23 protein-coding genes are annotated in these 26,051 nt (G+C 62.4%); 14 read left to right on the top strand and 9 right to left on the bottom strand.

The genetic code is table 11. From position 1 onward, the window contains the following. Window positions 1-76: 76 nt before the first annotated feature. A complete protein-coding gene (locus tag AC1TQG_RS07130; protein ID WP_482136229.1) occupies window positions 77-1,060 on the top strand; it encodes a YihY/virulence factor BrkB family protein in 984 nt (327 codons plus the stop codon). Between the two features lie 98 nt (window positions 1,061-1,158). After that, window positions 1,159-1,860, top strand: coding sequence for a hypothetical protein (locus AC1TQG_RS07125; protein WP_482136228.1), 702 nt, complete (start codon window positions 1,159-1,161; stop codon window positions 1,858-1,860). A gap of 82 nt (window positions 1,861-1,942) precedes the next feature. On the opposite strand, the gene AC1TQG_RS07120 is transcribed toward AC1TQG_RS07125, so the two are convergent. From AC1TQG_RS07120 to AC1TQG_RS07110, 3 genes are read right to left on the bottom strand one after another with little or no spacing between them, the layout of a single operon-like run. Next, window positions 1,943-3,169 carry an SfnB family sulfur acquisition oxidoreductase gene (locus AC1TQG_RS07120; RefSeq protein WP_482136227.1) on the bottom strand — a complete coding sequence of 409 codons (1,227 nt, stop codon included), beginning with the start codon at window positions 3,167-3,169 and terminating at the stop codon, window positions 1,943-1,945. Further along, window positions 3,166-4,284, bottom strand: coding sequence for a dimethylsulfone monooxygenase SfnG (gene sfnG / locus AC1TQG_RS07115; protein WP_482136226.1), 1,119 nt, complete (start codon window positions 4,282-4,284; stop codon window positions 3,166-3,168). Before sfnG ends, AC1TQG_RS07120 begins: the two co-directional genes overlap by 4 nt. A 32-nt stretch (window positions 4,285-4,316) precedes the next feature. Beyond that, window positions 4,317-5,495: an LLM class flavin-dependent oxidoreductase gene (locus AC1TQG_RS07110; protein WP_482136225.1), complete on the bottom strand. Its 1,179-nt coding sequence runs from the start codon at window positions 5,493-5,495 to the stop codon at window positions 4,317-4,319. Window positions 5,496-5,937: 442 nt separating this feature from the next. Between AC1TQG_RS07110 and AC1TQG_RS07105 the strand changes: the two genes are divergently transcribed. Next, window positions 5,938-7,296, top strand: a complete 1,359-nt coding sequence (locus tag AC1TQG_RS07105) for an ROK family protein (protein WP_482136224.1) — start codon at window positions 5,938-5,940, stop codon at window positions 7,294-7,296. A gap of 114 nt (window positions 7,297-7,410) precedes the next feature. Here the strand turns inward: AC1TQG_RS07105 and AC1TQG_RS07100 are convergent, their stop codons facing one another. The 3 genes from AC1TQG_RS07100 to AC1TQG_RS07090 all read right to left on the bottom strand — a co-directional run bounded on the left by AC1TQG_RS07100 (window position 7,411) and on the right by AC1TQG_RS07090 (window position 10,285). Next, window positions 7,411-8,265, bottom strand: coding sequence for an ABC transporter permease (locus AC1TQG_RS07100; RefSeq protein WP_482136223.1), 855 nt, complete (start codon window positions 8,263-8,265; stop codon window positions 7,411-7,413). Then, window positions 8,265-9,245: an ATP-binding cassette domain-containing protein gene (locus tag AC1TQG_RS07095; protein ID WP_482136222.1), complete on the bottom strand. Its 981-nt coding sequence runs from the start codon at window positions 9,243-9,245 to the stop codon at window positions 8,265-8,267. Before AC1TQG_RS07095 ends, AC1TQG_RS07100 begins: the two co-directional genes overlap by 1 nt. Window positions 9,246-9,463: 218 nt before the next feature. Next, window positions 9,464-10,285 (bottom strand): VOC family protein, encoded by an 822-nt coding sequence (locus AC1TQG_RS07090; protein WP_482136221.1) that lies wholly within the window; start codon window positions 10,283-10,285, stop codon window positions 9,464-9,466. A gap of 145 nt (window positions 10,286-10,430) precedes the next feature. On the opposite strand from AC1TQG_RS07090, the gene AC1TQG_RS07085 reads away from it, so the two are divergent. From AC1TQG_RS07085 to AC1TQG_RS07065, 5 genes are all read left to right on the top strand, one after another. Beyond that, complete coding sequence (locus AC1TQG_RS07085) at window positions 10,431-10,835, top strand: TOBE domain-containing protein (RefSeq protein ID WP_482136220.1); 405 nt, start codon at window positions 10,431-10,433, stop codon at window positions 10,833-10,835. Next, a complete protein-coding gene (gene modA, locus AC1TQG_RS07080; RefSeq protein ID WP_482136219.1) occupies window positions 10,832-11,620 on the top strand; it encodes a molybdate ABC transporter substrate-binding protein in 789 nt (262 codons plus the stop codon). Before AC1TQG_RS07085 ends, modA begins: the two co-directional genes overlap by 4 nt. Continuing rightward, window positions 11,617-12,417, top strand: coding sequence for an ABC transporter permease (locus AC1TQG_RS07075; protein ID WP_482136218.1), 801 nt, complete (start codon window positions 11,617-11,619; stop codon window positions 12,415-12,417). The genes modA and AC1TQG_RS07075 overlap by 4 nt, the downstream gene beginning before the upstream one ends. Then, a complete protein-coding gene (locus AC1TQG_RS07070) occupies window positions 12,414-13,475 on the top strand; it encodes a sulfate/molybdate ABC transporter ATP-binding protein (protein ID WP_482136217.1) in 1,062 nt (353 codons plus the stop codon). The genes AC1TQG_RS07075 and AC1TQG_RS07070 overlap by 4 nt, the downstream gene beginning before the upstream one ends. Window positions 13,476-13,652: 177 nt before the next feature. After that, window positions 13,653-14,693, top strand: a complete 1,041-nt coding sequence (locus tag AC1TQG_RS07065) for an ABC transporter substrate-binding protein (RefSeq protein WP_482137280.1) — start codon at window positions 13,653-13,655, stop codon at window positions 14,691-14,693. A gap of 25 nt (window positions 14,694-14,718) precedes the next feature. Here AC1TQG_RS07065 and AC1TQG_RS07060 read toward each other — a convergent pair whose 3' ends face one another. Then, entirely contained in the window at window positions 14,719-15,780 is a 1,062-nt protein-coding gene (locus AC1TQG_RS07060) for an NADP-dependent oxidoreductase (protein WP_482137279.1), read from the bottom strand. 107 nt (window positions 15,781-15,887) lie between these two features. Here AC1TQG_RS07060 and AC1TQG_RS07055 point away from each other — a divergent pair, with 107 nt between their 5' ends. Beyond that, on the top strand, window positions 15,888-17,471 hold the full coding sequence (locus AC1TQG_RS07055; RefSeq protein WP_482136216.1) for an MFS transporter: 1,584 nt from the start codon (window positions 15,888-15,890) through the stop codon (window positions 17,469-17,471). Between the two features lie 33 nt (window positions 17,472-17,504). On the opposite strand, the gene AC1TQG_RS07050 is transcribed toward AC1TQG_RS07055, so the two are convergent. Next, window positions 17,505-18,293 (bottom strand): SDR family NAD(P)-dependent oxidoreductase, encoded by a 789-nt coding sequence (locus tag AC1TQG_RS07050; RefSeq protein ID WP_482136215.1) that lies wholly within the window; start codon window positions 18,291-18,293, stop codon window positions 17,505-17,507. Between the two features lie 99 nt (window positions 18,294-18,392). Further along, the gene (locus tag AC1TQG_RS07045; RefSeq protein WP_482136214.1) at window positions 18,393-19,427 is read right to left on the bottom strand and encodes an ABC transporter substrate-binding protein; all 1,035 of its coding nucleotides are present in this window, start codon (window positions 19,425-19,427) and stop codon (window positions 18,393-18,395) included. Window positions 19,428-19,678: 251 nt separating this feature from the next. On the opposite strand from AC1TQG_RS07045, the gene AC1TQG_RS07040 reads away from it, so the two are divergent. The 5 genes from AC1TQG_RS07040 to AC1TQG_RS07020 all read left to right on the top strand — a co-directional run bounded on the left by AC1TQG_RS07040 (window position 19,679) and on the right by AC1TQG_RS07020 (window position 25,951). Continuing rightward, complete coding sequence (locus AC1TQG_RS07040) at window positions 19,679-21,004, top strand: FAD-dependent oxidoreductase (protein WP_482136213.1); 1,326 nt, start codon at window positions 19,679-19,681, stop codon at window positions 21,002-21,004. A 222-nt stretch (window positions 21,005-21,226) separates the two neighbouring features. Then, window positions 21,227-22,267 carry an ABC transporter substrate-binding protein gene (locus AC1TQG_RS07035; RefSeq protein ID WP_482136212.1) on the top strand — a complete coding sequence of 347 codons (1,041 nt, stop codon included), beginning with the start codon at window positions 21,227-21,229 and terminating at the stop codon, window positions 22,265-22,267. A gap of 35 nt (window positions 22,268-22,302) precedes the next feature. Then, window positions 22,303-23,091 (top strand): SDR family NAD(P)-dependent oxidoreductase, encoded by a 789-nt coding sequence (locus tag AC1TQG_RS07030; RefSeq protein WP_482136211.1) that lies wholly within the window; start codon window positions 22,303-22,305, stop codon window positions 23,089-23,091. Continuing rightward, the gene (locus AC1TQG_RS07025) at window positions 23,088-24,254 is read left to right on the top strand and encodes an ABC transporter ATP-binding protein (protein ID WP_482136210.1); all 1,167 of its coding nucleotides are present in this window, start codon (window positions 23,088-23,090) and stop codon (window positions 24,252-24,254) included. Before AC1TQG_RS07030 ends, AC1TQG_RS07025 begins: the two co-directional genes overlap by 4 nt. Next, window positions 24,251-25,951, top strand: a complete 1,701-nt coding sequence (locus AC1TQG_RS07020; RefSeq protein ID WP_482136209.1) for an ABC transporter permease — start codon at window positions 24,251-24,253, stop codon at window positions 25,949-25,951. Before AC1TQG_RS07025 ends, AC1TQG_RS07020 begins: the two co-directional genes overlap by 4 nt. Window positions 25,952-26,051 lie beyond the last annotated feature (100 nt).

Below are 26,051 nucleotides of genomic sequence, written 5' to 3'. Positions count from 1 at the left end.
GCGTTGTCGGTCAGCGCACTCGGTTTGTGAACGGCGCCAATTTTTTCAGGATGTCGGTATGACTTGAGGTGCTCTGATGATCGACCGACTCGACAGGCTGCAACGACGGCATCCGGTCCTGGGCTTCGGCATCGCCGTCATCTATAAGTTCGTCGATGATCAGGGTGGCTATCTCGCGGTCTTGATCACTTATTACGCATTCCTGTCGTTGTTTCCGTTGCTGCTCGTACTCACCACCACGGTCGGCATCGTCTTGGAGGGCAATCCCGAACTCCAACGAACGGTGATCGATTCGGCACTGAGTCAGTTCCCGGTCATCGGTGATCAACTCGGAACACCGCAAGAACTGAGCGGCGGTGTCGCGGGCATCGTCATCGGTCTGATCGGTGCCATCTACGGTGCCTCCGGCATCGGGCAGGCCACCCAGAATGCGATGAACACGGCGTGGCAGGTGCCGCGAAACAGTCGGCCGAATCCGATCCTGTCGCGGGCGCGAAGTCTGCTGTTGCTCACACTCATTGCGCTGGCGCTCGTCGCGACGACGGTCCTTTCGACATTCGGCGGGCTCTCGGGTCCACTGAACATGTGGCAGAGCATCGTGGTGGGTTTGGGTGCGGTGCTGACAAACTCGATGATCTTTGCCGTTGCCTTCCGGCTGAGCACAACATCGGCGAGCGTGAGCTATCGCGATGTGTTACCGGGCGCAATTGTCATGGGCGTGGTGTGGCAGCTGTTGCAGACCTTTGGAGCGGTCTACGTGACGGGCGTGGTCAGGAATGCCAGCACCACGAACAGCGTCTTCGCGGTGGTGTTGGGTCTACTTGCGTACTTCTATCTGGCGGCGATTGCCGTTGTCATATCCGCCGAGATCAACGTGGTGCGCAAACACCGGCTGTATCCCCGGGCATTGCTGACCCCGTTCACCGACAACGTCGATCTGACCCGGGGCGATCGAAAGACCTACACGCGGCAGGCGAAGGCCCAGCGGGCCAAGGGATTCGAGCAGGTCACGGTCACTTTTGAGAAGCGTAATCAGGCGGACGAAACACACGAAGGTTAGCAAAAGCAATAAAGTCCGGTGCAGGAACTTACGCTGCAGTAAGTTCTTATGCACCACGCATCAGCGATAGTGATCAGAAAGGCTCCACGAAAATGGGGATGAAGACCCGTGTTGTTTCTTCGGCCGCAGCGATAGCCGCCACACTCACGCTCGGCGTCGCACTGGCCGGCCCGGCCGCTGCCGACACCATCGATCTCGAGGTCGATTACACCGCCAACACCTCGACCGTCATCAAGAAGCTCAATCAGAAGGTCGACTTCCCGGCGACCCCGCTCGTCACGACGCTGAGCCTGGATTTCCCCAGTCTCGAAAAAGGCACGCTCAGCGGCCAGCTGAATCTCCCCACCACCAGCACCGACCTCAAACTCGGACCACTGAACCTGGCAACGATCACGATGTCGATCGTTGATCCCTCAGAGGTCACCGGCACCGCGGCGATCGACCTGGAGACATTCGACGTGAGCCTGAAGGCTCAGCAGAGTTTCAAGATCAAGATCGACAGCATTCAGCCGCTGGGCATCAGCACCGGTTCGGCAAATCTGAACCTGCTGTCCCCGAAAGCGAACTGTGTGACGTCGGTGACCACGGCCAACCTGAGCGGCACGGCCAACCTCAACGAGGGTCTCGACACCGTCCTCAGTGGCACCTACGAGATCCCGGCGTTCACCGGCTGCGGCAACCTCGTCGGCCCCGTGCTCAACTCGCTGGTCTCGGGACCCGGTAACACCCTGACGGTGGATCTGAAGACCAACACAGACGGCGCTGCCACCTCCATGCTCCGGCAGGCAGCGAGCAGCTAGACCGGAACCTTCGGGCGAACCTGCAAACAGCTCATGCCCATGCACACCGCGGTGTGCATGGGCATGAGTGGTCTTCGGGCGATCAGATGACGCCGTGTAGCGGCGGTGGTTCGTTGTGGAGCAGCGCCCTTCCGATGTGCTGGTACTTCCAGCGCACCGGGTCGTGCAGGGTGTGGGTCCTGGCGTTGCGCCAGAAGTGGTCGAGTCCGAGATCGGCTGCCGCACTGCGAGTCCCTGACACCTCGAACAGGGCCGACGACACGTTGTTGGCGGCTCGGTCCGCGACGATCTTGGCCGTTGCGACCGCGATCGACGCCTCCGCCGCACGCTCGACCGCATTTTCCGTGGTCGCCGAGAACGTTTCGTCCACGGCGTCCCCGGCCGCAGCCAATGTTGCTTCGGCGGTACGGACTTCGACGGCGAGTTCGCCGAACCGCTGGATCAGCAGCGGATCGTCGATCGCCCGATCAACTCCGGCCTCGAACCACGGCCTGCTCTTTGTCCGTGCGAAATCGGTTGCGGCGCGCAAAGCGCCACGCGCGATACCGGCGTCGATCGCAACGTGGAGCAACTGGGCAAACGCGCCATAGCCGGCCGGGGCATCGATCGCCTTCGCTCGCGCCACCAGCTGCTGCGGTTGTACGGCGACGGCTTCGAAGGAAATCGTGCCGCTGCCCGTGGTGCGCTGTCCGATCCCGTTCCAGTCGTCCACGATGCGGACCCCGGCGATGTCGGCGGGTATGAACGCCACGTATTCGCCGGGCTCCAACCCTGATTCACCGTCCGGATCGTCCAGCCGTGCGAGTACCGCCAGCGTATGGGCGTATAGGGAGCCCGTGCAGTAGAACTTCGAACCATCGAGCTGCAGGCTTCCCGCAACGGGTTTGATCGTTGTCGAGATGTCGGCAATCGTTTTGCCGCCGCGCTCGGACTGGGCGTTGGCGATACGGCCACCGCCGAGGACATCCGAGAAGATATCCCGCTGCTGGGTCGGAGTGCCGGCCAGCCGCAACAGATTCAGATACACGAAATGGCTGTGCGGGATCTGCGCGATGTTCGGATCGGCCGTGGCCAGGATCCGGACGATCTCGGCCACGACGCCGGGCGTCAGGTCGGCCCCACCGAACTGTGCGGGCACGGTGATCGCCAGCAGTCCGCTGGCCGAGAGCTCGTCGATCTCGCGGTGGGGGAGCTTGCGGTCACGGTCGCGGGTGGCGGCCCCGGTCGCAAAATGTGCCGCCAGGGTGCGTGCGGTTGAAAGTGCTTGTTCCGCAGAGTCGATGCGGGTTGCGATTGCGGTGCTGCTCACGACGCGCTGACACCAGCTGCTTCGTCTGCCGCTTCGATTTCACGAACCAGCGGGAGCACCTTGGCGCCGAAGTACTCGATCTCTTCCTGGAAGTGCAGGAAGCCGCCGAGTACCAGGTCGACCCCGAGACGCTTGTAGGCGATGATACGTTCGGCGACCTGCTCGGGGGTGCCGATGAGTTTGGTCTTGAAACCGTCGTTGTACTGCACGAGGTCCTCGAATGAGGAGTTGGCCCACATGCCCTTGTGGTCAGAGGTGGATGCGCCTGCCTGCTGTACCGCGTCGCGGAAACCTTCAACCGCGGGACGATTGGCCTTCGAGATGATCTCGCGGAGAGTGTCGTGTGCTTCGGCCTCGGTATCTCTGGCGATGATGAATCCGTTGAGGCCGAACTTGACCTCGCGGTTGTGCGCCCGTGCCACCGCCCGCAGATCCTCGACCTGCTCGGTCACGCCGTCGAAGTCCTTGCCGTTGGAGAAGTACCAGTCGGCGTAGCGGCCACCGTTGTTGCGGGCCGCGGTGGAATTACCACCCTGGAACAGTTCGGGATTCGGGCGCTGCGGGGTGTTGAGCGGTTTTGGTTTGAGGGTGAAGTCGCGGATCCGGTAGAAGTCGCCCGCGTATTCCACGTTGTCCTCGGTCCAGATCTTTCGGATCACCTCGAGGAACTCGGCACTACGCCGATAGCGTTCGTCATGCTCGAGCCACGGTTCGCCGAGCGCCTTGAACTCACCGGAGAACCATCCGGACACCACGTTGATCGCAAAGCGGCCATTCGACAGGTGATCGGCGGTGGCACCGAACTTGGCGAGCACTGCGGGATGCCACAGTCCGGGATGGATCGCCGCGATCACCTTCAGCTTCTCGGTCGCACCGAGCAGTGCAAGGCTGAAAGCGGTTGATTCGTGCTGGAACTCGGCACCGTACGAGGCCATGTAGCGCACCTGCGACAGGGCGTACTCGAAACCGTTGTTCTCGGCGGTCTGGGCGAGCTTCTTGTTGTATTCGAAGTCCCAGCCGGTGCGTTGTTCGATGTCGCTGGTGACCAGGCCGCCACTGACGTTGGGCACCCAGTACGCGAACTTGATCTGGTCGGCAATCTTCTCGGTGGTCATGGGTTCTCCAAAAGTTGTGGTGGAGGCGGGCTTTACGAGGCGCTGGCCGGCTCGTACGAGCTCAAGAACGCGCCACGAACCGGTTCGTGTGCGTGGTCGTCGGCGTCGAGCAGTCCACGCCGAACCAGACGCGGACGCACGCCTTCGCCGAAGTGGTAGGCCTCTTCGACATGCGGGTATCCGGAGAGAATGAAGTGGTCGAGGCCGAGTGCGGCATATTCTTCGATCCGGTCGGCAACCTCGTCATGCGATCCGACAAGTGCGGTTCCGGCACCCCCGCGGACCAGGCCAACCCCGGTCCACAGGTTGGGGTAGATCTCCAATGAGCGGGCGTCGGTGGTCGAGTCGAAAGCGGCTCCACCACTGTGGAGTTCGAGCATCCGCTTCTGTCCTTCGGATTCGGACTGTGCGAGGTTCTTCTGGGCGCCGGCCACCACTGCGGGATCGAGGGCTCCGAGGAGTCGATCTGCCTCGGCCCATGCCTGTTCGGAGGTGTCGCGGGAGATGACGTGCAACCGGATCCCGTACGTCAGTTCGCGGCCTTCGGCGGCCGCGAGTCCGCGGATCCAGTCGAGCTTGGCTGCGACGGCCTCGGGCTTTTCGCCCCAGGTCAGGTAGGTGTCGGCGAACTTCGAGGCCACAGCGCCCGCTGCAGGCGAAGATCCGCCGAAGAAGACCGGGGGCACCGGGTCGGGGCGCCTGGCGAGCTGCGCGCCCTGTACCCGGAGGTGCTTGCCGGTGAAGTCGACGGGCGCGTCCTCGGTCCACAGACGCCGGACGATGTCGAGGTACTCGCCGCAACGCTCATAGCGGGCGTCTTTCGAGAGGAAGTCGCCGAAGGCTCGCTGTTCGGACGATTCACCACCGGTCACGACGTTGAGAAGCAGCCGTCCCTTGGATTGCCACTGATAGGTGGCAGCCATCTGCGCCGCCAGGGTCGGGCTGGTCAGCCCGGGACGCATCGCGACCAGGAACTTGAGGGTGTCGGTCGTCTCCAACAGCATCGCCGTCGACAGCCAGGCGTCCTCACACCACAGGCCGGTCGGGGTGAGGACGGCTTCGAAACCGTTGATCTCGGCAGCGCCGGCAAGCTGGTTCAGATAACGCAGGGTTGCCGGGCGATCGCCTGACATGTCCGAACCGTGACCACCTGCCATCAGATTCCGGGAGTCGCCATACGTCGGCAGGAACCAATGGAAATGCAGGGACACGACAGGTGCCTTTCTTTTGGAAACGAGGAACGCAACCCAGTGTGGGCTGTATTCGGGATTCGTTTCCACAATTTCGTTCGTCGTGATTTCAAGTCGACGTAGAGGTCGGCGCCGGGGCTATTGTCGCCGGTGAGGTCCACTCCGGCCGGGGTTCGGCCGACCGCCGCAAACAGTTCGCTTTACCTGGTGGCCATCGGTGGATCGTTTGCAGCCCGGTTATCTCACTGCTATGTTTGCGCCTATGTCGAGCGCAGGTCACTACATCCCGGAGGTCACCTATGTGACCACCGCGCTGGGATGTCGTCTGCCGTTTGCTCGCGTCCTCTGTTGTCGAATGTCCTGATCTGATCTCGCCGCGCTCGCGGCATTTTCGAATCTGACAACTTCCCGCCCTGGCGAACCCATTGGTTCTCCAGGTGCGATCATTCGACGAGGACATCCGATGACTGCAACACTTGATCACCCCATCACTTCTGGCTCCACCACCACTCGCTCCACCGTCACCCGTCCGTCCGAGCGGAGCGGGTCGCGACCTCTGGTCGGTTCCCGCGTCACCGCACCCGGGCGCCCTGCCCGTCCGCTGGGTGTTCCCGGCCCGAAGAAGGCACCCAAGATTTACATCGCGAACCCGCAGCTGCATCTGTCGACCAAGCCGGCAGCGGTTGTGCTGCGGGCAGCGCGCCTTCACGGACCGGTGTTCCGGGATGCCGCATCCAGTGCCTCGGGACTGAGTATCTCGACCGTGAACCGGCAGGTGAGCGCGCTGCTGAAGTCCGGTCTGCTGCGCGAGCGCGCCGATCTGGCCCCGGCAGGCGCCATCGGGCGCCCACGGTTGCCTTTCGAGCTCAACACCGCCGATTTCTTGACCGTGGGCATCCACATCGGCCTCAAGGTCACCTCGATCACCACCCACGACCTCTTTCACCGAGTTGTCGGTGCCATTCAGATCCCGACGCCGGTCGCGGACACACCGGAACAGACTCTGACGTCGATTGGTCTGAGCGCCAAACGTTTCTTGTCTCGCTGGCCGAACAAGAAAATGCTGTGGGCAGGCGTTGCGCTTGCCGGTCGGGTCGACAAGGCCGGCCGCAACACCCACCCACGACTCGCGTGGGAATCCGCCCCGGTCGGCGAGGTGCTCGCATCGGTCATCGGTCTGCCGATCTCGGTGGCCTCACATGTGGAAGCCATGGCTGCCGCTGAACTGCTGCTCAACCCCCAGGCCGAACTGCTGGTGGACCCGGCTGAAGAGGGCGGCAGCTTTGTGTACTTCTACGCCCGTGAATCGGTGGGTATCGCGTTCACCGTCGGCGGCAGCGTCTACACACCGGCAGGCGGACCGCCGGAGATCGGGCACTTCCCGGTCGGGAAGACCGAACTGCTCGATCCCACGGGGACCGGGCAGCTCGAGTCGACGGTCAGCGACACCGGCATCGTCGATGCCGCGATCGCTGCCGGGCTTGCGATCGCCAACGTCGACGAGGTGCACCAATTGGCGGCCGAGGGACACGAACTCGCCCGGGCGATCCTGGCCGAGCGTGCAACGGTCTTGGGTCGTGCAGTTGGTCTGATCGGTGACATCTTCAATCCCGACCACGTTGTCCTCGGCGGCCAGGCATTCACCGATGCGCCTTCGACGCTTCCGATGGTCGCCCAGGCCGTCCGTGAAACCTCCGTCGCCCCGCGACGCGACGTTCGCGTCTCACGTTCCGGGGCAACAGTTCAGCAACAGGCCGCCGGTGCGGTCTCACTCGATGCGATCTACAGCGATCCCATCGAAGCCCTCGCACGTACCGCGTAACTCACCGCCGAGCGGGCCGAAATCACCTGCGTAGCCGCATTATTGGCACGGTCAACGGTAATCAGGGCACGCTCGACGGTTTGATTCGACGGTTTGATTCGACGGTTTGGTTGGTCAGTCGGTGGTGCGCTTGTGGTACGCAAACAAGGCGAATGGCGCGAAGATCAGGGTCAATGCCACCGACCACAGGACCGTTGCCAGTTCAGGATTCTGCAGTGGCCAGGGTGCCCCGGGCGGAGCAGTCGGACCATTGCCCCACAGTTCACGCATCGCCTGCACCAGTGCCGAGATGGGGTTCCACTCGGCGATGGTCCGCAACCATGACGGCATCGGGGCGGTCGGCACGAATGCGTTGGACAGGAACGTGATCGGGAACAGCAATGTGAACATGACGCCGTTGACCGCTTCGGGTGACCGCATGATCGAGCCGATGAGGATCCCGAACCAGATCATCGAGAAACCGAACAGCAACACCAGCGCAAATGCCAAGACTGCCTTGAGGAATCCCTCGTTGATACTCCACCCGATCAGCAGTCCGGTGATGGCCATGACCACGATGCCGATCGATGAGTGGATCAGCGCGGCCACCGATCGGCCGACAAGCACCGATGATCGTGACATCGGTAACGACCGGAACCGGTCGATGATGCCCTTGTCCAGATCGTTCGTGAGACCAAGTGCCACAATGAAAGCGGAGAATGCGATCGTCTGGCCCATGATCCCGGGCAGCAACCACTCCTTGTAGTCGAAACCCGAACCGGGATTGATCGATGCCCCGAAGACGTATGCGAACAGCAATACGAACATGATCGGTTGCACCGTCACATCCGACAGCATCTCGGGCTGGCGTTTGGTGTGAATGAGGTTGCGTCGCACCATGACCAATGATTCCCGCAGAAGGTCGGGGCGTCCTACTGTGAAATCGCGGGTGGCCTGCTTGCCGGCGGTGCCTGCGGCGGTGGTGGTCATCAGTTGGTCTCCTCGGTGTCGGCATCTTCTGCGCGATGCCCGGTGAGTGAGAGGAACACGTCATCGAGACTGGGGCGGGTCAGTCCGATGTCGTCGACCTCGATTTCGCTGCGTTCGAAGATTCCGGCGATCTTGGTCAGGTCGGCGATCCCGTTGGCGGCGGCTGTCAGTTGCCTGGCCGATTCGTCCACGAATACTTCTCCGCTGTTCTCGCGGAGAAGGCGCGTCGCCTCGGGCAGGTCGCCGGATCTCGACACGGTCAGCACCAGACTGGCCTTGCCCGCCTGCTCCTTGAGCTGCAACGGTGTGCCTGCCGCGATGATCTTGCCCTTGTCGATGACAACGATGTCGTCGGCGAGTTGGTCGGCCTCTTCGAGGTATTGCGTGGTGAGCAGGAGGGTGGTGCCCTGCTTCACCAACGACAGCAGAACGTCCCAGAGTTCTTGGCGACTTCTCGGATCGAGGCCGGTGGTCGGTTCGTCGAGGAACAGGACCGGCGGTGACGCCAATAGGCTGACCGCGAGGTCGAGGCGCCTGCGCATGCCGCCGGAGTAGGTCTTGACCACTCGATCTGCGGCGTCACTCAGCGAGAACTGTTCGAGCAACTCATCGCCCGAACGCCGGACCTGTTTACGGGGCAGACCGTAGAGGCTGCCGATCATCCACAGGTTCTCGCGGCCGGTCAGTAACTCGTCGACGGTGGCCGCCTGGCCGGTGAGACCCATCCGGCTACGCACCAGGTCGGGATTCTCGATCACGTCAAAGCCCGCGATTCTCGCGGTGCCCGACGTCGGCTTGCTCAGAGTGGTCATCATGCGCACGATGGTGGTCTTGCCTGCGCCGTTGGGGCCGAGCAGGCCCATGACCGAGCCGGGGGGAACGGTGAAGCTCACCTCGTCGACAGCGCGGACCCCATCGAACTCTTTGACCAGGTCGATGGCTTCGATGGCGTAGTCGGTTGCTATGGCGGTGGAGGTCATGTCCGCAACGGTAGCGACGTGGTCCGACACAGGGCCAGTGGTTTTATTGTCGAGGGCCGTGGTTTTGCTGCCAAGTACTGACACTGGGATTCCCCTTATTGTTTGTTGGCAAGGTGTCGATGCCGATCCTCCGACTTCAAGTGGACATGAAGTCAAGGGCAGAGCGTGATCCCTTACCCGTCATGTCGTGGTGGATGAAGAAAGTCCGACGGGTGCGATCAGGATTCGAGGACTTGATGCAGTTTGATCATTGCGCCCCAGGGATCGCCGATGGCGGCAAGACGTCCGTAGGGAGTGTCCTCGGGGGCCTGGACCACGGTGCCGCCGAGTTCAGCGGTCTTGGCCGCGGTTGCGTCCGCATTCTCGACACCGATATAGATCGACCAGTGTGATGGCACCTCCGGCGGCAGGTACTTCGACGCGTCCATGATCCCCGCGTGTCCCTCGCCCGGTCCCTGGTCCGAGAATGCCAGTTGGCTGTAGCGGAACTCGTCGGTGTCACTGACCGTGACCACGGAATTGCCGAGGACATCGTGGTAGAACTTGACGGCCGCTGGAAAGTCGGTTGTCTGGAGTTCGAAGTAGCAGGGGGCGCCGACTTCCATGGAGAGCTGGAAACCCTTGTGGGATTGCGGTTCCCAGAAGCCGAATACCGCGCCATGGGGATTGAGTCCGGGCGTGGTCTCCGGGTTGCTGCCGCGGTCGGTGGCGATGGCCATCGTCCCGAGTTCGGGGATCTCCATCGGCTCGACGAGAATGCTCCCACCTGCTTCGGTCACCTTTTTCGCCGAGGCGTTGATGTCGGAGGTCTGGAAGTACATCCCCCAGAAGTCCGGTGTGTCGGGTGCCATCTTCGGACCGATTCCGGCGATGAGTTTGTCCTGGTAGGTGAAGTTCGCGTATCCGCCGAACTGCTCGGCGGGTTCGGTGCAGTCCCAGCCGAACAGTTCTCCGTAGAACTTCGCGGCGGCGACAGGCTCTGAGCTGGACAGGTCGAACCAGACGGGAACGCCGTCGGATTGGGAATCGATGGCAGGCATGGTGTTGGTCTCCTCGTTGGCGGTGGATTCGAAAGCTTCACAGGCATAGACCAGGGTGCGCGCGAAAACTCATCGCGACGAGAGGGTTCCGCATCTGCGGAAGCAGAGGCTTGACAGAACCGCAGCAGCGGATCAATCTCAGTGGGTGACCGAGCTGCGAATCCGCCAAGCCGCCGAACTCCTGGGGATCAGCGACGACACCGTCCGGCGACTGATCGCTTCGGACGAACTGTCCGCACACAGCGATGCAAGTGGTCGCCAGGTGGTCGACGGTGCCGAGTTGGCGAAACTCGCCAGTGAGCGGGCGCCGGTGCTGTCCTCATCCGATGCGCCCGTCGCGCGGTCTGCTCGCAACCGCTTTGTCGGACTGGTCACCGAGGTGAAGTCGGATCCGGTGATGAGTCAGGTGACGATGCAATGCGGTCCGTTCGAGGTCACCTCATTGATGAGTACCGATGCGGTGCGCGAACTCGACCTCAAACCCGGCTCGGTGGCAACTGCCGTCGTCAAGGCCACAAACGTAATCGTCGAAACGAGACCCGCCGAATGAAGTCCAGAATCATCGCAGCGTTCGCTCTGTTGTTGTCGGCAGCATTGCTTCTGGCGGGGTGTTCGTCGAACGACGATGACAGCTCAACTGGCAGTAGGACTGCATCCGGCACGGAAAAGATCACGCTCACCGTGTTCGCCGCGGCATCACTCAAGAAGAGCTTCACCGACCTCGCGACGCAGTTCTCCGAGGACAACCCGAATATCGAGGTGAAGTTCAACTTCGACGGATCTCAGGCACTTGTGACCCAGATCCAGCAGGGTGCACCAGCGGATGTGATCGCGACCGCCGATGAGAAGAACATGGCGAAACTCGGTGACGCGGTGACTGATCCGCAGATCTTCGCCACCAACATCCTCACCATCATCACCCAACCGGGCAATCCGAAGAACATACAAAGCCTGGGAGATCTCACGAAACCTGATGTCAGCACAGTGATCTGCGCGGTCGACGTGCCGTGTGGCAGCGCCACCGCGAAGGTCGAGGAGAACACCGGTATCGACATCAAACCGGTCAGTGAGGAAACCGCGGTCACCGGCGTGCTCACCAAAGTGCAGACCAAGCAGGCGGATGCGGGACTGGTGTACGTCACCGACGCCACCGGTGCCGGCGATACGGTGACTGCCGTGTCCGATCCCGCCTTTGCCTCGGTGGTCAACGCGTACCCGATCGGTGTCGTCGCTGCGAGCAAGAACAAAGACGCAGCGAAGCGGTTCGTCGACATGGTGCTCGGGACACCGGGTGCGGCGTTGCTGCAGTCGATGGGCTTTGGTCCTGCCAATTGAAAACCAGTGGGCTGAAATCGGTTCCGGCCTGGCTGTACATCCCGGCCGCGATAGGCGTGGCCCTGGTCATGCTGCCGCCGATCGCCCTTGCCGCCAACACGCCGTGGAGTGACTTCTGGGAGAACATCACCTCTGATGTCTCACGGGATGCACTGTTGCTTAGCCTTCGGACCGCGATGATCAGCACCGTGTTGTGCATCGTGCTGGGTGTGCCGATGGCCATCGTTTTCGCCCGGCGTACCGGTGTGGTCATTCGGCTGCTGCGCTCGGTGGTGCTGCTACCACTGGTGCTGCCGCCGGTGGTCGGTGGTATCGGATTGATCTATGCCTTCGGCAAGTTCGGCCTGGTCGGCGAACATCTGGTGGCGATCGGCATCGACATCGCGTTCTCGACAACGGCGGTCATCCTCGCTCAGACCTTCGTGGCGTTGCCGTTTCTGGTGATCAGTCTCGAAGGGGCGTTACGCAGCGTCGGCAACCGGTATGAACAGGTGGCGGCCACATTGGGGGCATCGCCGACGCACACCCTGTGGAAAGTGACCATGCCGTTGGTGTTTCCGGCGTTGCTCTCGGGGATGGTCCTGGCCTTTGCGCGTGCGCTCGGTGAATTCGGCGCCACGATAACCTTCGCGGGCAACTTGCAGGGGGTCACCCAGACCGCGCCGCTGGCGATCTACGTGGAATCGATCAGTGAACCGGAAAAGGCCCTGCCGCTGTCGATGGTGCTGGTACTGGTGGCGCTGTTTGTGGTCATCGCCGTGCACCTGCGCGATTCTCATCGGGCGGTTGCGATATGAGCGGGGATCTTGTTGCCGAATTACGCAGTGACGTCCCGTTTCTGGACCTGCAGCTGACAGTTCCGGCCGGTGCCACGGTGGCTGTCCTGGGCCCGAACGGCGCAGGCAAGAGTACGTTCATGAACTTGCTGGCGGGTCTGCTCAAACCCGCAATGGGGACGATAACCGTCGGCAGGCGTGAACTCGTCGGCCCGAAAGTGTTTGTCCCGCCGCACAAGCGTGGTGTCGCGATGCTCTCGCAGCAGGGCATGCTCTTCCCCCATCTGACCGTTCGGCAAAATGTCGCGTTCGCTCCGGCGGCGGCACGACTGCCCCGCGCCGAGGTGCGCGCGCGAACCCAGCGGTGGCTGGAAGCAGTGGATGCGATCGACCTGGCAGACCGCAAACCGTCACAGTTGTCCGGCGGGCAGGCGCAGCGGGTGTCGCTGGCCCGGGCTCTGGCAGCCGATCCGGCGCTCCTGTTGCTCGACGAGCCGTTCAGTGCGCTCGACATCGATGTGGCCCAGCGTATCCGGGTGCTGATGCGAGGCATCCTCGCGGACCGTGCTCGCACCACAATGCTCGTGACCCATGACATCGCCGATGCGGTCACCCTGGCCGACTCGGCGATCATCTTGGGCGACGGCAAGGTCGTGGACCGTGGTCCGGTGCGTGAACTGCTGACCAGTCCGGCGAATCAGTTTGCCGCGCAATTGGCCGGACTCAATCTTGTTGCCGGGCACTGGGACGGAGATGCCCTCGATGCCGGGGTCTTCGGCATCACCGGGATGGCCGATACCCGGCTGGCCGTCGGTGACCCGGTCATGGCCGCGTTTTCGCCGACCGCGGTCGCGATCTACCGGACACCGCCGACGGGAAGTCCTCGAAACGTCGTGAAAGCCGTTGTCACGCGGATCGTTCCGCAAGGTGATCTGGCGCGGGTGGATACCGGTGTAGGTACCCAGGCGGTCGCTGCAGCGATCACGTGGGCGGCTGTCGCCGATCTCGACCTGGTTGCCGACGACGAGGTGTACCTGGTGATCAAGGCCAGCGAGGTCACGTTGTACCACCCTCGCTGAAGCTTCTCGAGACGATCGTCTGTGACGTGATGGCAATCTCACGTGATCCGCATCGTGATTGACATCACGAATTCTAGTCGGCTAAGTTACTTGAACTGATGTCAGTTTGTGTCTCGATTATCCGAGTCTCGTCACGTGGCAGCCATCGGTGTCTGCCACGGTCATCTGGAGGTCACGTTGAAATTGCTTGCCAGAACAACGATTGCGGTCGGCGTCGCCGGTGCGCTGGTCTTCACGACGGCGTGCGGGGGTGATACATCGGCCTCCGGTCCCGTGGAAGGGAACTGGGATGACATCGTCGCCGCTGCCAAGGAAGAGGGCAGCGTTCACCTCTACTCCACGCAACATCCGGAGAACCTGGAAGCGTTGAAAGTTGCTTTCATGCAGGAGTATCCAGAAATCAAGCTCGAGTTCACGCGCGGTACTGACGTAGAGACGAACCCGCGGGTGGAGGCGGAAAACCGGACCGGCAAGGGCATCGCTGATGTGCACATGCTGTCCGATCCCGCATGGGCCAAGGCCGCCGCTGATTCCGGTGCGTACTCGGTGGACATCGTCGGCCCCGCGTTCGATGATCCGGCCTATGACCGCGACAGCAGTGTGCTCGGAAACAAACTATTCCTGACCAGCGCTGCGATCATGGCGCTCGGGTGGAACATCAACGAACTTCCGCAAGGCCTGCGGGCTCCGGAAGATCTGCTCGATCCGGCTCTGCGTGGGCGGATCGGAGTGGTCAACCCGTCCGGTTTCGCGGCGGTCGTCGATGAATACCAATTCTTTGAAAAGAACTGGGGCGATGGACAGTTCAACGAAGATCTGGCGGCACTCGAGCCGCGGATCTATCCCGGATCATTGGCTATCGGGCAAGCGCTCGCTTCCGGCGAGATCGTGGCAACACCCATGGTGCAGCCGCTCATCCGCGAGATGGAGGCCGGCGCTCCCGTCGACTGGATTCTGCCGGATCCGGCGTGGGGGACGCCGTGGTACTCCCATGTGCTGACCTCGGCACCGCATCCGAATGCGGCCCAGGTCCTGGCAAACTTTCTCGTCTCCACCAATGGCCAGGTGGCTCTGTCGAAGGGGTACGGCAGCGTACTGCCGGATATCCCGGGAGCTGTTGGACGGGCGCAGGATATTGCATTCCCTGACACCGCTTCGCTGACGCCGGAGGCGATCTCCCGCTATCAGGAGCAGTGGGAGAAGCTGTTTGTGGGCTGAGCCCAGAGCACTGCGCTATGCCGGCTCAATCGAGTCGGCATAGCGTTTTTCCGGTGGTGTGCCCGTTGAGCATTGCGACGAGCGCGGCGGGCGCTTGATCCAATCCGTTGAACACCGACTCCTGGTGACTCATCGTGCCGTCGGTGAGGTGCTGCGCGATCTCTGAGCGCACCTGGTTGTAGAGGTGGTTGTACGAACCAGCGCGAAAACCACGGAGTAGTAGACTCTTTGCGGTTATCTGGAAGAGGTTCGAAGGGCCCGGAGTGGGTGTGTCGGTGTCGTAGGTGGACACCGCTCCGCAGATGGCAACGCGGCCGTGTTCGCGCAGATTGTCGAGCGCGGCAGCCAGATGATCACCACCGACGTTGTCGAAGTAGGCGTCGATCCCGCCGGGTGTGGCCTCGGCCACGAGCGAGGGAAGATCGCCACTGCGGTAGTCGAATGCGTGGTCGGCGCCGAGTCCGGTGAGCTGGGCGACCTTGCCGGAGCCTCCGGCTGATGCCACAACGGTGGCACCGCGTAGCTTGGCCAACTGCACGGCGATGCTTCCGACCGCGCCGGCGGCAGCGGAAACCCACAGTGTTTCTTCGGGTTTGATGCCGATGATCTCGAACAAACCGACGTACGCGGTCAGTCCTGAGCTGCCAAGCGGGCCGAGGAACCATTGGGGCTCAAGGCCTCCGGTATTGATCTTGGTCAGTGCTCCGGCTCCACCCAGCGCACCGGCGACCCCGGCATCGGCCACGGCGTAATCCCGATAGCCGTGCATGTGGGAGACCAGGTCACCGAGAGCGAAGTCGGGGCTGCGGGACTCGACCACCACTCCCAGTGCCAAACCCGCGAGAGGATCACCTGCTCGTAGCGGAGGTAGGTACCCGGCCGGAGCGTTGGTGCCCAGGCGGATTCGGATCGACGGATCGATCGACAGCCAGGTATTTTGCACCAGCACCTGCCCGGGTGTGAGCTCTGGAACATCTACTTCGACGATCGAGAAGTGTTCAGCGGTGAGAGCTCCGGTGGGGGCCGACGCGAGGCAGACGATCCGGTTTGCAGTGGTGATGGCGAACCTCCGTTGAGTGAGATGCAATATCCGCCGAACAAAAGTGAGTTCAGTTTGGGTATTTGCCCGAAAGTAGCACACACTCGGTGTCACCTGAACTAAGTTCAAACGGGACCGATCAACGGAGTTGGAACATGATGAGCAGCGCTCAGACGATGAGCCTTGTTGCGCCACTGCGTGTGCGGCGGTTGCGCAACATGCTCGGCTTCTCGCTGAGCGCAAGTGTGGCGGTCTGGATTCTCGTGCTCGCCGTCCAATGGACGCTCACCGAAGCCGGCGAATCGGCGGCAACGGTATCGCTGGTTCAGTTTGCTGCCAGCCTCCCGTTCTTTCTGTTGGCCCTGCCACTGGGCGCGATTGCCGAGTTCGTCAGCCATCGGTCACTACTTGTCGGGACCTCGCTCGTTCTGTTGGCGGCATCGATCTTGCTGGCTGTCCTGGAAGAACTCGGCATGGCCACGACACCCGTTCTGATGAGCGCGGTGTTCATCGCAGGCGCCGGGCTGGCCTCGGTTGCCATTGTCTGGCAGGCGTTGTTACCCCACATCGTCACTCGAGACATGTTGATGGTGGTACCGGCCATCGACGGCGCTGTGTTCAACGGAGCCCGGGCAGTCGGACCGGTTGTCGGGGGCGCGGTCCTGGCCGGGTTCGGTGCGACATGGGCATTTGTGCTGATCGCGGTCCTGTTTGCGCTGTGTACGGCGATTTCGGCATGGAATGTTCCCGGCGATATCGGACGAGCCGACCCGCACCGATCGGTGTCTGAAGCAGTCGGTGGCAGCCTGCGGTTCATCCGGCATTCCCGATGGACTCGCCGACTGCTGTTGCGGCTGACGATGTTTGGAATACCGGCGAGTTGCCTGTGGGGCCTGTTGCCGATCGTGGCACACGAGCGGCTACAGGTGACCACATTCGAGTTCGGGGTGCTCTCCGGGGCGATCGGGGTCGGGGCGGTACTCGGTACCGTTGCGCTGATGCCGGTGCGGGCCCGGATGAGCTGGAATCACTTTGTGGCGCTGGGCTCCGGGGCGTATGCGATTGTGCTCGCAGGCCTGGCGTTGGTGCCCTGGTTCAGCGTCATGTTCGCCCTGCTGGTGGTTGTCGGGGCAGCTTGGGTGGGTGTCCAGAGCACGTGGATGATCGCAACTCACGCGGCTGTGCCGCCATGGATCAAGGCGCGGGTGATCGCGTTCATCATGCTGATGTTCCAGGGCAGTCAGGCCGTGGGTGCGGTGCTGTGGGGTGTACTCGCCGACGTGGTCGGTCTGCGTACGGCAATCCTGCTGTCCGCGTTGATGATGGCCATTTCGGCGGTTGAGGTGATCCGGCGCGGGATCATGCCCAGTGATCAGATCGCTCCAGACCTCGCGCAGGCTCCGGCCCCGGTTGCTCCACCGCCCGGGCATGAGGGCAAGTGGGTGATCATCGAGACCACTTATCGGGTGATCCCAGAAGGTGCGAGTGGGTTCGTCGAGGCGATGGATGAGCTCCGACGCTCACGCCTTCGACTCGGTGCCAGGCGATGGACGCTGGCCACGTCTGCGGATTCGTCCGACACCTTCGTCGAGTACTGCATGTTCAAGGATTGGTCGGAGTATCGGTCCCAGGAGACCGAGCGGCTCACCGTGCCGGAGTACCGGCTGCGCACGCTCCTCACGGAGTATTTGGTGACCGAACCGCGGACGCGGGTGCTGGTCGAACCGAAGACCCCGTGAGGGCGCACGGATTCACTTGTGGTGCAGCGGTTCTCAGACCGTGAACCGACCACCGTTGCTGAGCAGGACAACGCCCACGAGGTTCACGGCGGCGTCGGATGCCAGATACAGGATGTTGTCGGCCAGCTCTTCGGGCGTGGCATAGCCGCGGGCGCCGCTCGAAGCCATCGCTTCGCGCAAGTGTGCGGGGGTGCGGGCCGCCATGCCGGTGTCCACTGGCCCCGGTGCCACGGTGTTCACGCGAATGCCAAAGGGAGCAACCTCTTTGGCCACGGACTGGCTCAGTGCGTGCACGCCGGCCTTGGACGCACCGTAGTGCGGGTACCCGATGAGGGTGTCGAACCCGGATGACGATCCGATGGTGACGATCGATCCCATCCCGACCGGCTTCATCGCACGCACGGCTTCACGCAGTACGTAGAACGTGCCGTCGAGATTGATGGACATGACGCGCCGCCAGTCGTCGTCCTCGAGATGGGAGAGGATGTCGATCGGTTCGCCCTTTTCGGCGGCGTCGTACATGCGCTGCTTGCTCTTCGGGTCGTCGACACCGGCGGCATGGACAACCACGTCGATGCGTCCCTGTGCGGCGATGATCGCACCGAAGGCATTGGCCACCGCGGCAGAATCGCTGACGTCGAGTCCGATGGCCTGGCCGACCTCGATCTCGGCGGCAACCGCCTCCGCGGCGGCTTTGTTCACATCGCACAGGTAAACGGCCAGGGCGCCGCGATCGGCGAGTGCCTTTGCCGTCGCCGCGCCGATGCCGGATCCGGCGCCGGTCACAACCGCGATCTTGCCGGCGAACTGCTTGTCGGTCATCTTCTGCCTTTCAGTTGATGTCGAACGCCCCGGCACTGCCCGGCCGGGACGACAAAGCCCGCGTGCTGCCGGAACCGGCTGCACGCGGGCGAGGTTGTGTCAGTTGAAGATCTGCTCGAGTTCGTCGCGGTATTTGTCTGCGCCGTCTCCGACGGTCACATCCGTGTTCTGGTCCGGTACCTCTTGGGCCAAAGCGAGCGAACCTTCGATGTCGGGCAGCACCGAGCTGTATCCGACGGACGTGGCTTCTTGCCCCGGTGCCGTGACCATGAAGTCGGCGAGGACCTGTGCGGCGTTCGGATGCGGCGCGGTACCCAGTGCGAGTCCGTACCACTTGGCACCCCAGACATGTTCGCCCGCGGCCCATTCGACCGGTGCGCCGGCTTCCTTGTTGGGCAACATCGGGTCTGCCATCAGCCCGGCGCTGATCTCACCGGACGCAATCGCCTGGGCCAGGGGCTGGTTGCTCGGGTAGATGCGGGGATTCTGGTCTGCGATCTGTTCCAGGATCTCGCGTCCGCCGTAGTACTTCTCGATATGTGAGTAGTAGTCCAGGTACGTGGGCGAGGTCGCCGGATTGACGATGCCGACCTTGCCCTTGAGTGCCGGATCCAGGAAATCCTGAGGCGTGGAGATGCCGGTCGGCAGCAGGCCGGTGTTCCAGCCGAAGCCGAGAAGGACGGCGCCTTCGAGGAAGAAGCGGTCGTTGAGGATGCTCGCGTCGCGGTCATAGTCGGGGTTGTCGAAACTCGGCCCGATCAACGGGACTGCGGCGTCCGAGTCCTCATTGGCCTGCATCCATGAGACGTCGGTGATGACGGCGAGGTCGCCGATGCCCTTGCCGGACTTGCTCTCGGCGTCCATCTTGGACAGCAGATCGGCGTCGACACCTCGGACCACTTCGAGATCGATTTCCGGATAGGCGGATTCGAATGCTGCCTCGAGCGCTGCGAGCCGGGGCGCGGCCTGCGTCGAGTAGATCGTGACCTTGCCTTCTTCGTTGGCCGCGGCGACGACGTCGTCCCACGAGCCGGAGACAGGCTCAGAAGTACCCGACGAGCTGCTACCGCACGCGGTCAGCGTCAGGGCAACGGCGGCGACCGCCACCGCAGCGCGGATGAAGTTGCGATTCATTTCGGGGCGTCCTCTTTCTGAAAGCTGAAGTTAATTCGGTTCAGCTTAGGGTGATCCACCCCACAACGCAAGCGTTGTATGCAGTAGGCCTCGCATCTGGTGGACTGGTGATTGACACCGCTTACGAATCGTGAAAATCTTACTGAACCGAAATCAGTTCTGTTTCCGTGTGGCCTGGTCTACCCGCTTTTGCGTGGCTGCCGACGGGCCATCAGCTGCCGGCCTCTTGGCGGGCGAAAGTAGAGGAGCGTATGTCCAACGAAGCCTTTGACCTTCTGATTGTCGGTGCCGGAATGGCCGGATTGACGGCAGGCGCCAAAGCCGCGTCGTGCGGAAAGAGGGTCTGTCTGCTGGAGGTCGGCGGGGACGTCGGCGGATCGGCGCGGTTTGCCGGCTATGCCTGGACTGCTCCCACCCGTGAGGTGATGGATGCAGAGAATCCGCACGGAGATACGGCGCTCAAGCATGCTCTGGTCGACCGCTTTCCTGGGGGTGTGGAGTGGATCCGCTCGGTCGGGATCGACGTTGACGACGCCCAACGGATCCTGAGCTTCGGGGGACAGGGCCACAAATTCGACACCAACCACTACATCGACACGTGCCGTCGCATTGTCATCGATGCCGGTGGTGAGGTCCTGCTCCGCACCGAGACCGACAGCCTTCTCAGCGTCGACGGAGTCGTGACCGGCGCTCTCGTGCGAACTGGTCTCGGTGAGTCGCGAGAGATCTCGGCCGCGAACACATTGCTCGCGACCGGAGGTTTCCAGGGCGACAAAGAGCTACTCGCCCAACACGTCCATCCTGGTGCCGGGAAGATGCAGCTGCGCTCAAACCCGAATAGCTGTGGTGCAGGCTATCGGCTGGCGATGGCCGTTGGTGCCGCCGCCGGTCCGGACAACGTCGGCTTTTATGGACACCTGATCCCCAGTGGTGTGGAACTCGCGGACCCGGCCGACTTCGTCGACATGTCTCTCTATTACAGCGAGCATGCGTTGCTGTTCAACCTCGATAACAAGCGCTTCGTGGACGAGACACTCGGCGATCATTTGACGACGATGGCTCTTCTCGACCAGCCGGAGGGCCGCGGGCTGCTGATCGCGGATGCGCGCGTGCACCGTGACTGGATGCTCGCGTCCTACGTCGAAGGTGCCGTTGCGCTCGACAAGTTCGAGCTGGCAGGCAAGCGCGGTGGCCGGGTGGGTATGGCCGAAGACCTCGATGAGCTCGAATACCTACCTGAAGAGTGGGGCTACAACGGCGTCGCCATCGGAGCTGCGATCGCCGAATTCAATCGGGCCGCCGATAACGGCGAGGACCTGACGCCCGGACGGCAGCGGGATCGCGAGTCGCTCTCAGAGGGGCCGTACTACGTCATCGAGACGGTCCCGGCCGTCACCTTCCCGTTTCACGGGATCCTGATCGACGACCAGGCGCGAGTCCTCGACGCCGCAGGCGCTCCGATCCCGGGGTTGCTTGCGGCCGGGTCTGATACCGGCGGCCTGTGGCATGGGGCCTACGCCGGTGGTATCGCCTCGGCCCTGGTCTTCGGGCTCACCGCGGCTGCCACGGCGTCCTGATCGCGTGTTGACCCACCGTTCGGTGGGAGATGAATCCGGGGTCCGCGGGGCCGATGCCGCCGCTATAGGGCATCCGAAACAAATTCACTTCAATTTCCGAGAAGTGATTGACACCACAGCGGAGGAACAGTAGCTTTCAAACTGAAATCAGTTCAGGAAGGTGACTCCTGGACTTCCGCTCCACGTCGAAGGCTCATCGTCGAGTCCGAAGGGACCAGGAACATGAAAACCTTTTCCAGGGCATTGGGCGCTGCGGCCACGGCCTTCGCCCTTCTCGCGACCGTCGCCTGCGGTGGTTCTTCGAACTCGTCGAACCAGGCCGTCGACGGGAGTTGGGACGACGTCGTGGCGGCGGCCAACGAGGAGGGCAGCGTGATGCTGTACTCGAGCCAGAAGCCGGCGAACCTGGAGTCTCTCAAGACGGCATTCGAGGCGAAGTATCCAGAGATCACCATGGAGTTCGTTCGTGGCACCGACCCCGAGATCAACCCCCGGGTCGAGACCGAGAGCAAGACCGGCAAAGGCACCGCCGACGTCCACATGCTCACCGACGCGTCGTGGATCAACACGGCCGCCGAATCGGGCGCGTACTCCGCAGAACTCGTCGGACCGGCTCTCGAAGCTCCGGCGTTCGAGCCCGAGAAGAGTGTCATCAACAATCGCTTCTTCCTCACCAGCGCCGCAGTCTTCTCTATGGGGTGGAACACCACCGCTGTCCCGGGTGGGTTGAGCACTCCCGACGACATCATCGATCCCGCCTACAAGGGCAAGATCGGCATCGTAAACCCGACCGGAATCGCCTCGTACGTCGACATGTACCGCTTCTTCTCCGCCAACTACGGCGAGGACTACTGGAAGCAGATCGCTGCCCTGAATCCCCGCGTCTACCCCAGTGCCCTCGGTGTTGCCCAGGCACTGACCTCGGGTGAGGTCATGGTCAGTCCTTCGGTTCAGCCCCTGGTGACCGAGGTCAGCGCCGGAGCCCCGGTCGACTGGGCGCTGCCGGCCAAGCCGTGGGGAACACCCTGGTACACACAGGTTCTCAAGGGTGCCCCGCATCCGAACGCGGCCCAGGTGCTCGCAGACTTCTTGGTGACCGTAGAAGGACAGACCGCTCTGAACGACGGCTACGCCGCGGTTCTCCCCGACATTCCGGGTGCTGTTGCCCGGGCGCAGGACATTGCATCTCCCGAGACCGACGATCTCACCCCGGAAAAGGTTGATCAGTACTCCCAGGAGTGGTCGAAGCTCTTCCAGAGCTGACGCCCTGCGGACAAGAACCGAAAGGTATTACGAAGATGGATGACACGGCAGCTTCGCTGCGCGGACTCAACGTATTGGTGACCGGTGCGTCCGGCGGAATCGGTGGCGCGAGTGCCGAACTGTTTGCAGCACAGGGCGCGACGGTGTACCTCACCGATGTCGATGACGCTGCGGGGCAGGCCCGGACAGATACGCTCGGGCCGAACGCCTGCTACCTCCATCTCGATGTGACCAGTGAAAGTGATTGGGCTGCGGTCACATCGGCCATGGCCGCGAGTGGCCACGTGCTCAACGTCCTGGTCAACAGCGCGGGTGCGGCCATCAAAGCGCCGCTCGAGCACACGTCGCTGGACGGGTTCCGGAAGATGATCGACCTCAACCTGGTCGGTACCTTCCTCGGCATCAAGGCCGCCGCCGAAGCCATGGTCGGCGGTGGCTCCATCGTGAACCTGGCGTCGCTGCGTGGCGTTCTGGCCACCGCGGAACTGGGCGCATACGGCGCCGCGAAGATGGGTGTGCGCGCACTGACAAAGGTTGCGGCACTCGAACTCGCAGACCGGGGTATCCGGGTCAACGCGGTCTGCCCGGGCAGCATCGAAACCGAGATCACGTCCGTGCCGGACTTTGCTGCCGATGACACCGTTGCCTACGTGCGGAGCATTCCGATGCAGCGGCGGGGATCGTCAGAAGAAGTGGCCAAGTCGATTCGTTTCCTCGCCACCGACGACAGCGCCTACATCACGGGAACGGACCTGATCATCGACGGTGGTCAGGCGGCCGGAGTCCGGACACCGAAGATCTCGACAGAAAGAGTCGCGAAATGACCTCTCAATTCAAAGTTTCCGGGCTGAACAAGACCTATGGATCGAATGTGGTGGTCGATGGACTCGACCTGGACATCGAGGAGGGTGAGTTCCTGGTACTCCTCGGACCCAGCGGTTGTGGCAAGACGACCACGCTGCGTTGTCTGGCAGGGCTCGAGACCCCGCAGGGCGGTTCGATCGCTTTCGGCGACAAGATGGTCTTCGATTCCGATGCCAAGCTCAATGTGCCTGCACACAAACGAAATATCGGCATGGTGTTCCAGTCGTACGCGCTGTGGCCGCACATGACTGTCCGCGAAAACATCAAGTACCCCCTCAAGGTTCGGAAGCTGAAGCAGGCGATCTCCGACGGCGCCGTCGAGGCCGCAGCCGACATGGTCGATTGCGGTGCCCTCCTGGACCGTTACCCGTCCCAGCTCAGTGGTGGCCAGCAGCAACGCGTTGCGGTGGCCCGCGGACTGGTTGCCCAGCCCGACCTGATGCTGTTCGACGAGCCACTGAGCAACCTCGATGCTCGGCTGCGCGACCAGGTGCGTTCGCAAATTCACCAACTGCACCAGAAGCTGGGATTCACAGCAGTTTTCGTCACACACGATCAGGCCGAGGCCTTTGCCCTGGGTGACCGGTTGGCGATCATGAAGTCGGGAAAGATCGAACAGTACGACGCCCCGGAACACGTCTTCGAGAAGCCGGCGTCGGAGTACGTTGCCGCCTTCATCGGAATGGGCAACCGGCTCGAACTCAAGCGTGGTCACGAAGGCTGGATCACCAGTGCCGGCGACATCATCGATCTCAGCGGTGCCGTGGTGCGTGATCGGGCCGATGAGGGTGAGAACGCCGTCGCCAGGTTCCGTCCGGACGACGTCTTCCTGCACGAGTCGCTCTCGGATGTGCCCGCAGGCAATGTCGCACTGCATGCCGAGCTGGTGGATCACGAATACGGTGGCCGGTACTTCGACGTGATGGTCAAGACCGGAACCGAGAAGCTGTCGTTGCGCGCCAAGGCTTCTGATCATGGATCGCGGTTGCGTCAGACGTCGACCGGCGCCCCGATGGTCATCAGCTTCTCGCCGGACAGCCTGCGTGTCTACGGAGATCCGACTGGCTCATCGGCGAATGCCTCGGATCTCGTCGCGGCAGGCAGCGGGAGTATGTCGTCATGACCACTGCCGCCGTAGCGACCCCCACGCGGTCGCTGACGATCCCGTCGCACTGGCGCGCCCGGATCGGATACATCGCACTCCTGGCAGTCCTGGGATACCTGGTGGTGCTGCCGATGGTCCGGTTGCAGATGCTGGCGTTCGAAGATGGTGCCGCCGGCTACAAGTCGCAGTACGGTCGTTATGACATCGCCAAGACGTTGTGGACCACATGCGCACTTGCTGTCGGTTCGCTGGTGATCGCTCTGGTGCTGGGCACCCTCCTGGCCTACGCGGCCAGTCGCCTACCGGCGAAACTGGGCTGGCTCAAGATCATTCCGATCCTCCCGATCGTCATGCCCTCGGTGGCCAACATCGTCGGTTGGGCATTCCTGCTCTCCCCGGGACCCGGATACCTCAACGTGCTCCTTCGGAAGCTTCCGTGGTGGAGCGGTCTCGACTCCGGACCCATCGACGTCTACACAGTGCCGTGGATCATCATCCTCACCGGCTTCAGCCTGACGTCCTTTGTCTACCTGTTCGTCAGTTCGGGCATGCAGAACATCAGCTCCGAACATCTCGAGGCCGCGCAGATCAGTGGTTCGTCGACATTCGGGATCTTCTTCAAAGTGGTTCTCCCGCTGCTGCGTCCATCGCTGATCTACGGTGGTGGTATCGCGTTGCTGCTCGGGCTCGGTCAGTTCACCGGACCGTTGATGCTCGGTCAGAACAGCGGCGTCAAAGTTCTCACCACCGAGATGTACCAGCGGGTGTCGCAATCGCCTTCGGATTTCGCCGCCGCAGCGGCCGCAGGCTCGCCGCTGGTGATCTTCGGTCTCGCAGTTGTCCTGATCCAGAAGGGACTGCTCGGAAATCAGTCGCGGTTTGTCACGCACGGCGGCAAGTCGTTTGTGAACCCCGCCGGACGTGGGACCTGGTCGGCGGCGGTCATCGCGATCTTCTCCCTGTTCGCGCTGGTGCTGCCGCTGATCGGCCTGATCATCGTCTCGCTGACGCCGTACTGGTCGGGATCTTTGAGCTGGGATCTGTTCACGCTGGCGAACTACAAAGAACTGTTCGCAACGAACTCGATCGTGGAATCGGTCATCACCAGCGTTGTGACATCCATCGGAGCCGTGGCGATCTGTATTCCGATCGGCTATGTGATAGCGAATCTCCTTGTGCGGGGCCGTCGTTTCAAGATCTTGGGATTGATCGCGGATCTGATCACCGCGCTGCCGATGGGTATTCCGGCTGTCATCTTCGGTGTTGGCTTCTTGATGGTGTACACCGAGCCGCCGTTCATCCTGTACGGCACTCGACTGGTGATCATCCTGGTGTATGTGGTCTTGATGTTGCCGTTCGCGGTCCGCATGCAGATGACTTCGATGCTGTCGCTGGGCAACACCTACACCGAGGCCTCGGCAACCAGTGGTGCCTCACCGATGGTGACGACACTGCGAATCATGTTGCCGCTCATGCGTCCGACGATCTTCAGTGCGATTGCGTTGATCTTCATCCTGCTCACCCACGAGTTCGCGGCATCCCTGCTCGTGCGGGCTTCCACAACGCAGGTGATGGGCACATTGCTTTACGACATGTGGCAGAACGGGTCGTACCCGCTCGTGGCCGCCATGGCACTGTTGATGACAGCGGTGACCACCGTGGGTGTTGCGGTCGCAATGCTCTTCGGCGGACGTAACGTACTGAGCAAGCTGTAGACAGGCGGGCAAGCTGTAGACAGGCGGGCAAGCTGTAGACAGGCGGGCAAGCTGTAGACAGGCGGGCAAGCTATGACGGAAAAGGATTCAGAGACAGTGA

This window comes from Williamsia sp. Y844 (assembly GCF_056786475.1).
This window is presented reverse-complemented; position numbering and strand designations above follow the sequence as displayed.

Coding starts and splice junctions, on each gene's coding strand:
- AC1TQG_RS07025 (WP_482136210.1), top strand. CDS start 23,088: ATGACCTCTCAATTCAAAGTTTCCGGGCTGAACAAGACCTATGGATCG.
- AC1TQG_RS07030 (WP_482136211.1), top strand. CDS start 22,303: ATGGATGACACGGCAGCTTCGCTGCGCGGACTCAACGTATTGGTGACC.
- sfnG (WP_482136226.1), bottom strand. CDS start 4,284: ATGACCACCGAGAAGATTGCCGACCAGATCAAGTTCGCGTACTGGGTG.
- AC1TQG_RS07050 (WP_482136215.1), bottom strand. CDS start 18,293: ATGACCGACAAGCAGTTCGCCGGCAAGATCGCGGTTGTGACCGGCGCC.
- AC1TQG_RS07070 (WP_482136217.1), top strand. CDS start 12,414: ATGAGCGGGGATCTTGTTGCCGAATTACGCAGTGACGTCCCGTTTCTG.
- AC1TQG_RS07130 (WP_482136229.1), top strand. CDS start 77: ATGATCGACCGACTCGACAGGCTGCAACGACGGCATCCGGTCCTGGGC.
- AC1TQG_RS07095 (WP_482136222.1), bottom strand. CDS start 9,245: ATGACCTCCACCGCCATAGCAACCGACTACGCCATCGAAGCCATCGAC.
- AC1TQG_RS07100 (WP_482136223.1), bottom strand. CDS start 8,265: ATGACCACCACCGCCGCAGGCACCGCCGGCAAGCAGGCCACCCGCGAT.
- AC1TQG_RS07090 (WP_482136221.1), bottom strand. CDS start 10,285: ATGCCTGCCATCGATTCCCAATCCGACGGCGTTCCCGTCTGGTTCGAC.
- modA (WP_482136219.1), top strand. CDS start 10,832: ATGAAGTCCAGAATCATCGCAGCGTTCGCTCTGTTGTTGTCGGCAGCA.
- AC1TQG_RS07020 (WP_482136209.1), top strand. CDS start 24,251: ATGACCACTGCCGCCGTAGCGACCCCCACGCGGTCGCTGACGATCCCG.
- AC1TQG_RS07040 (WP_482136213.1), top strand. CDS start 19,679: ATGTCCAACGAAGCCTTTGACCTTCTGATTGTCGGTGCCGGAATGGCC.
- AC1TQG_RS07045 (WP_482136214.1), bottom strand. CDS start 19,427: ATGAATCGCAACTTCATCCGCGCTGCGGTGGCGGTCGCCGCCGTTGCC.
- AC1TQG_RS07035 (WP_482136212.1), top strand. CDS start 21,227: ATGAAAACCTTTTCCAGGGCATTGGGCGCTGCGGCCACGGCCTTCGCC.
- AC1TQG_RS07125 (WP_482136228.1), top strand. CDS start 1,159: ATGAAGACCCGTGTTGTTTCTTCGGCCGCAGCGATAGCCGCCACACTC.
- AC1TQG_RS07105 (WP_482136224.1), top strand. CDS start 5,938: ATGACTGCAACACTTGATCACCCCATCACTTCTGGCTCCACCACCACT.
- AC1TQG_RS07055 (WP_482136216.1), top strand. CDS start 15,888: ATGATGAGCAGCGCTCAGACGATGAGCCTTGTTGCGCCACTGCGTGTG.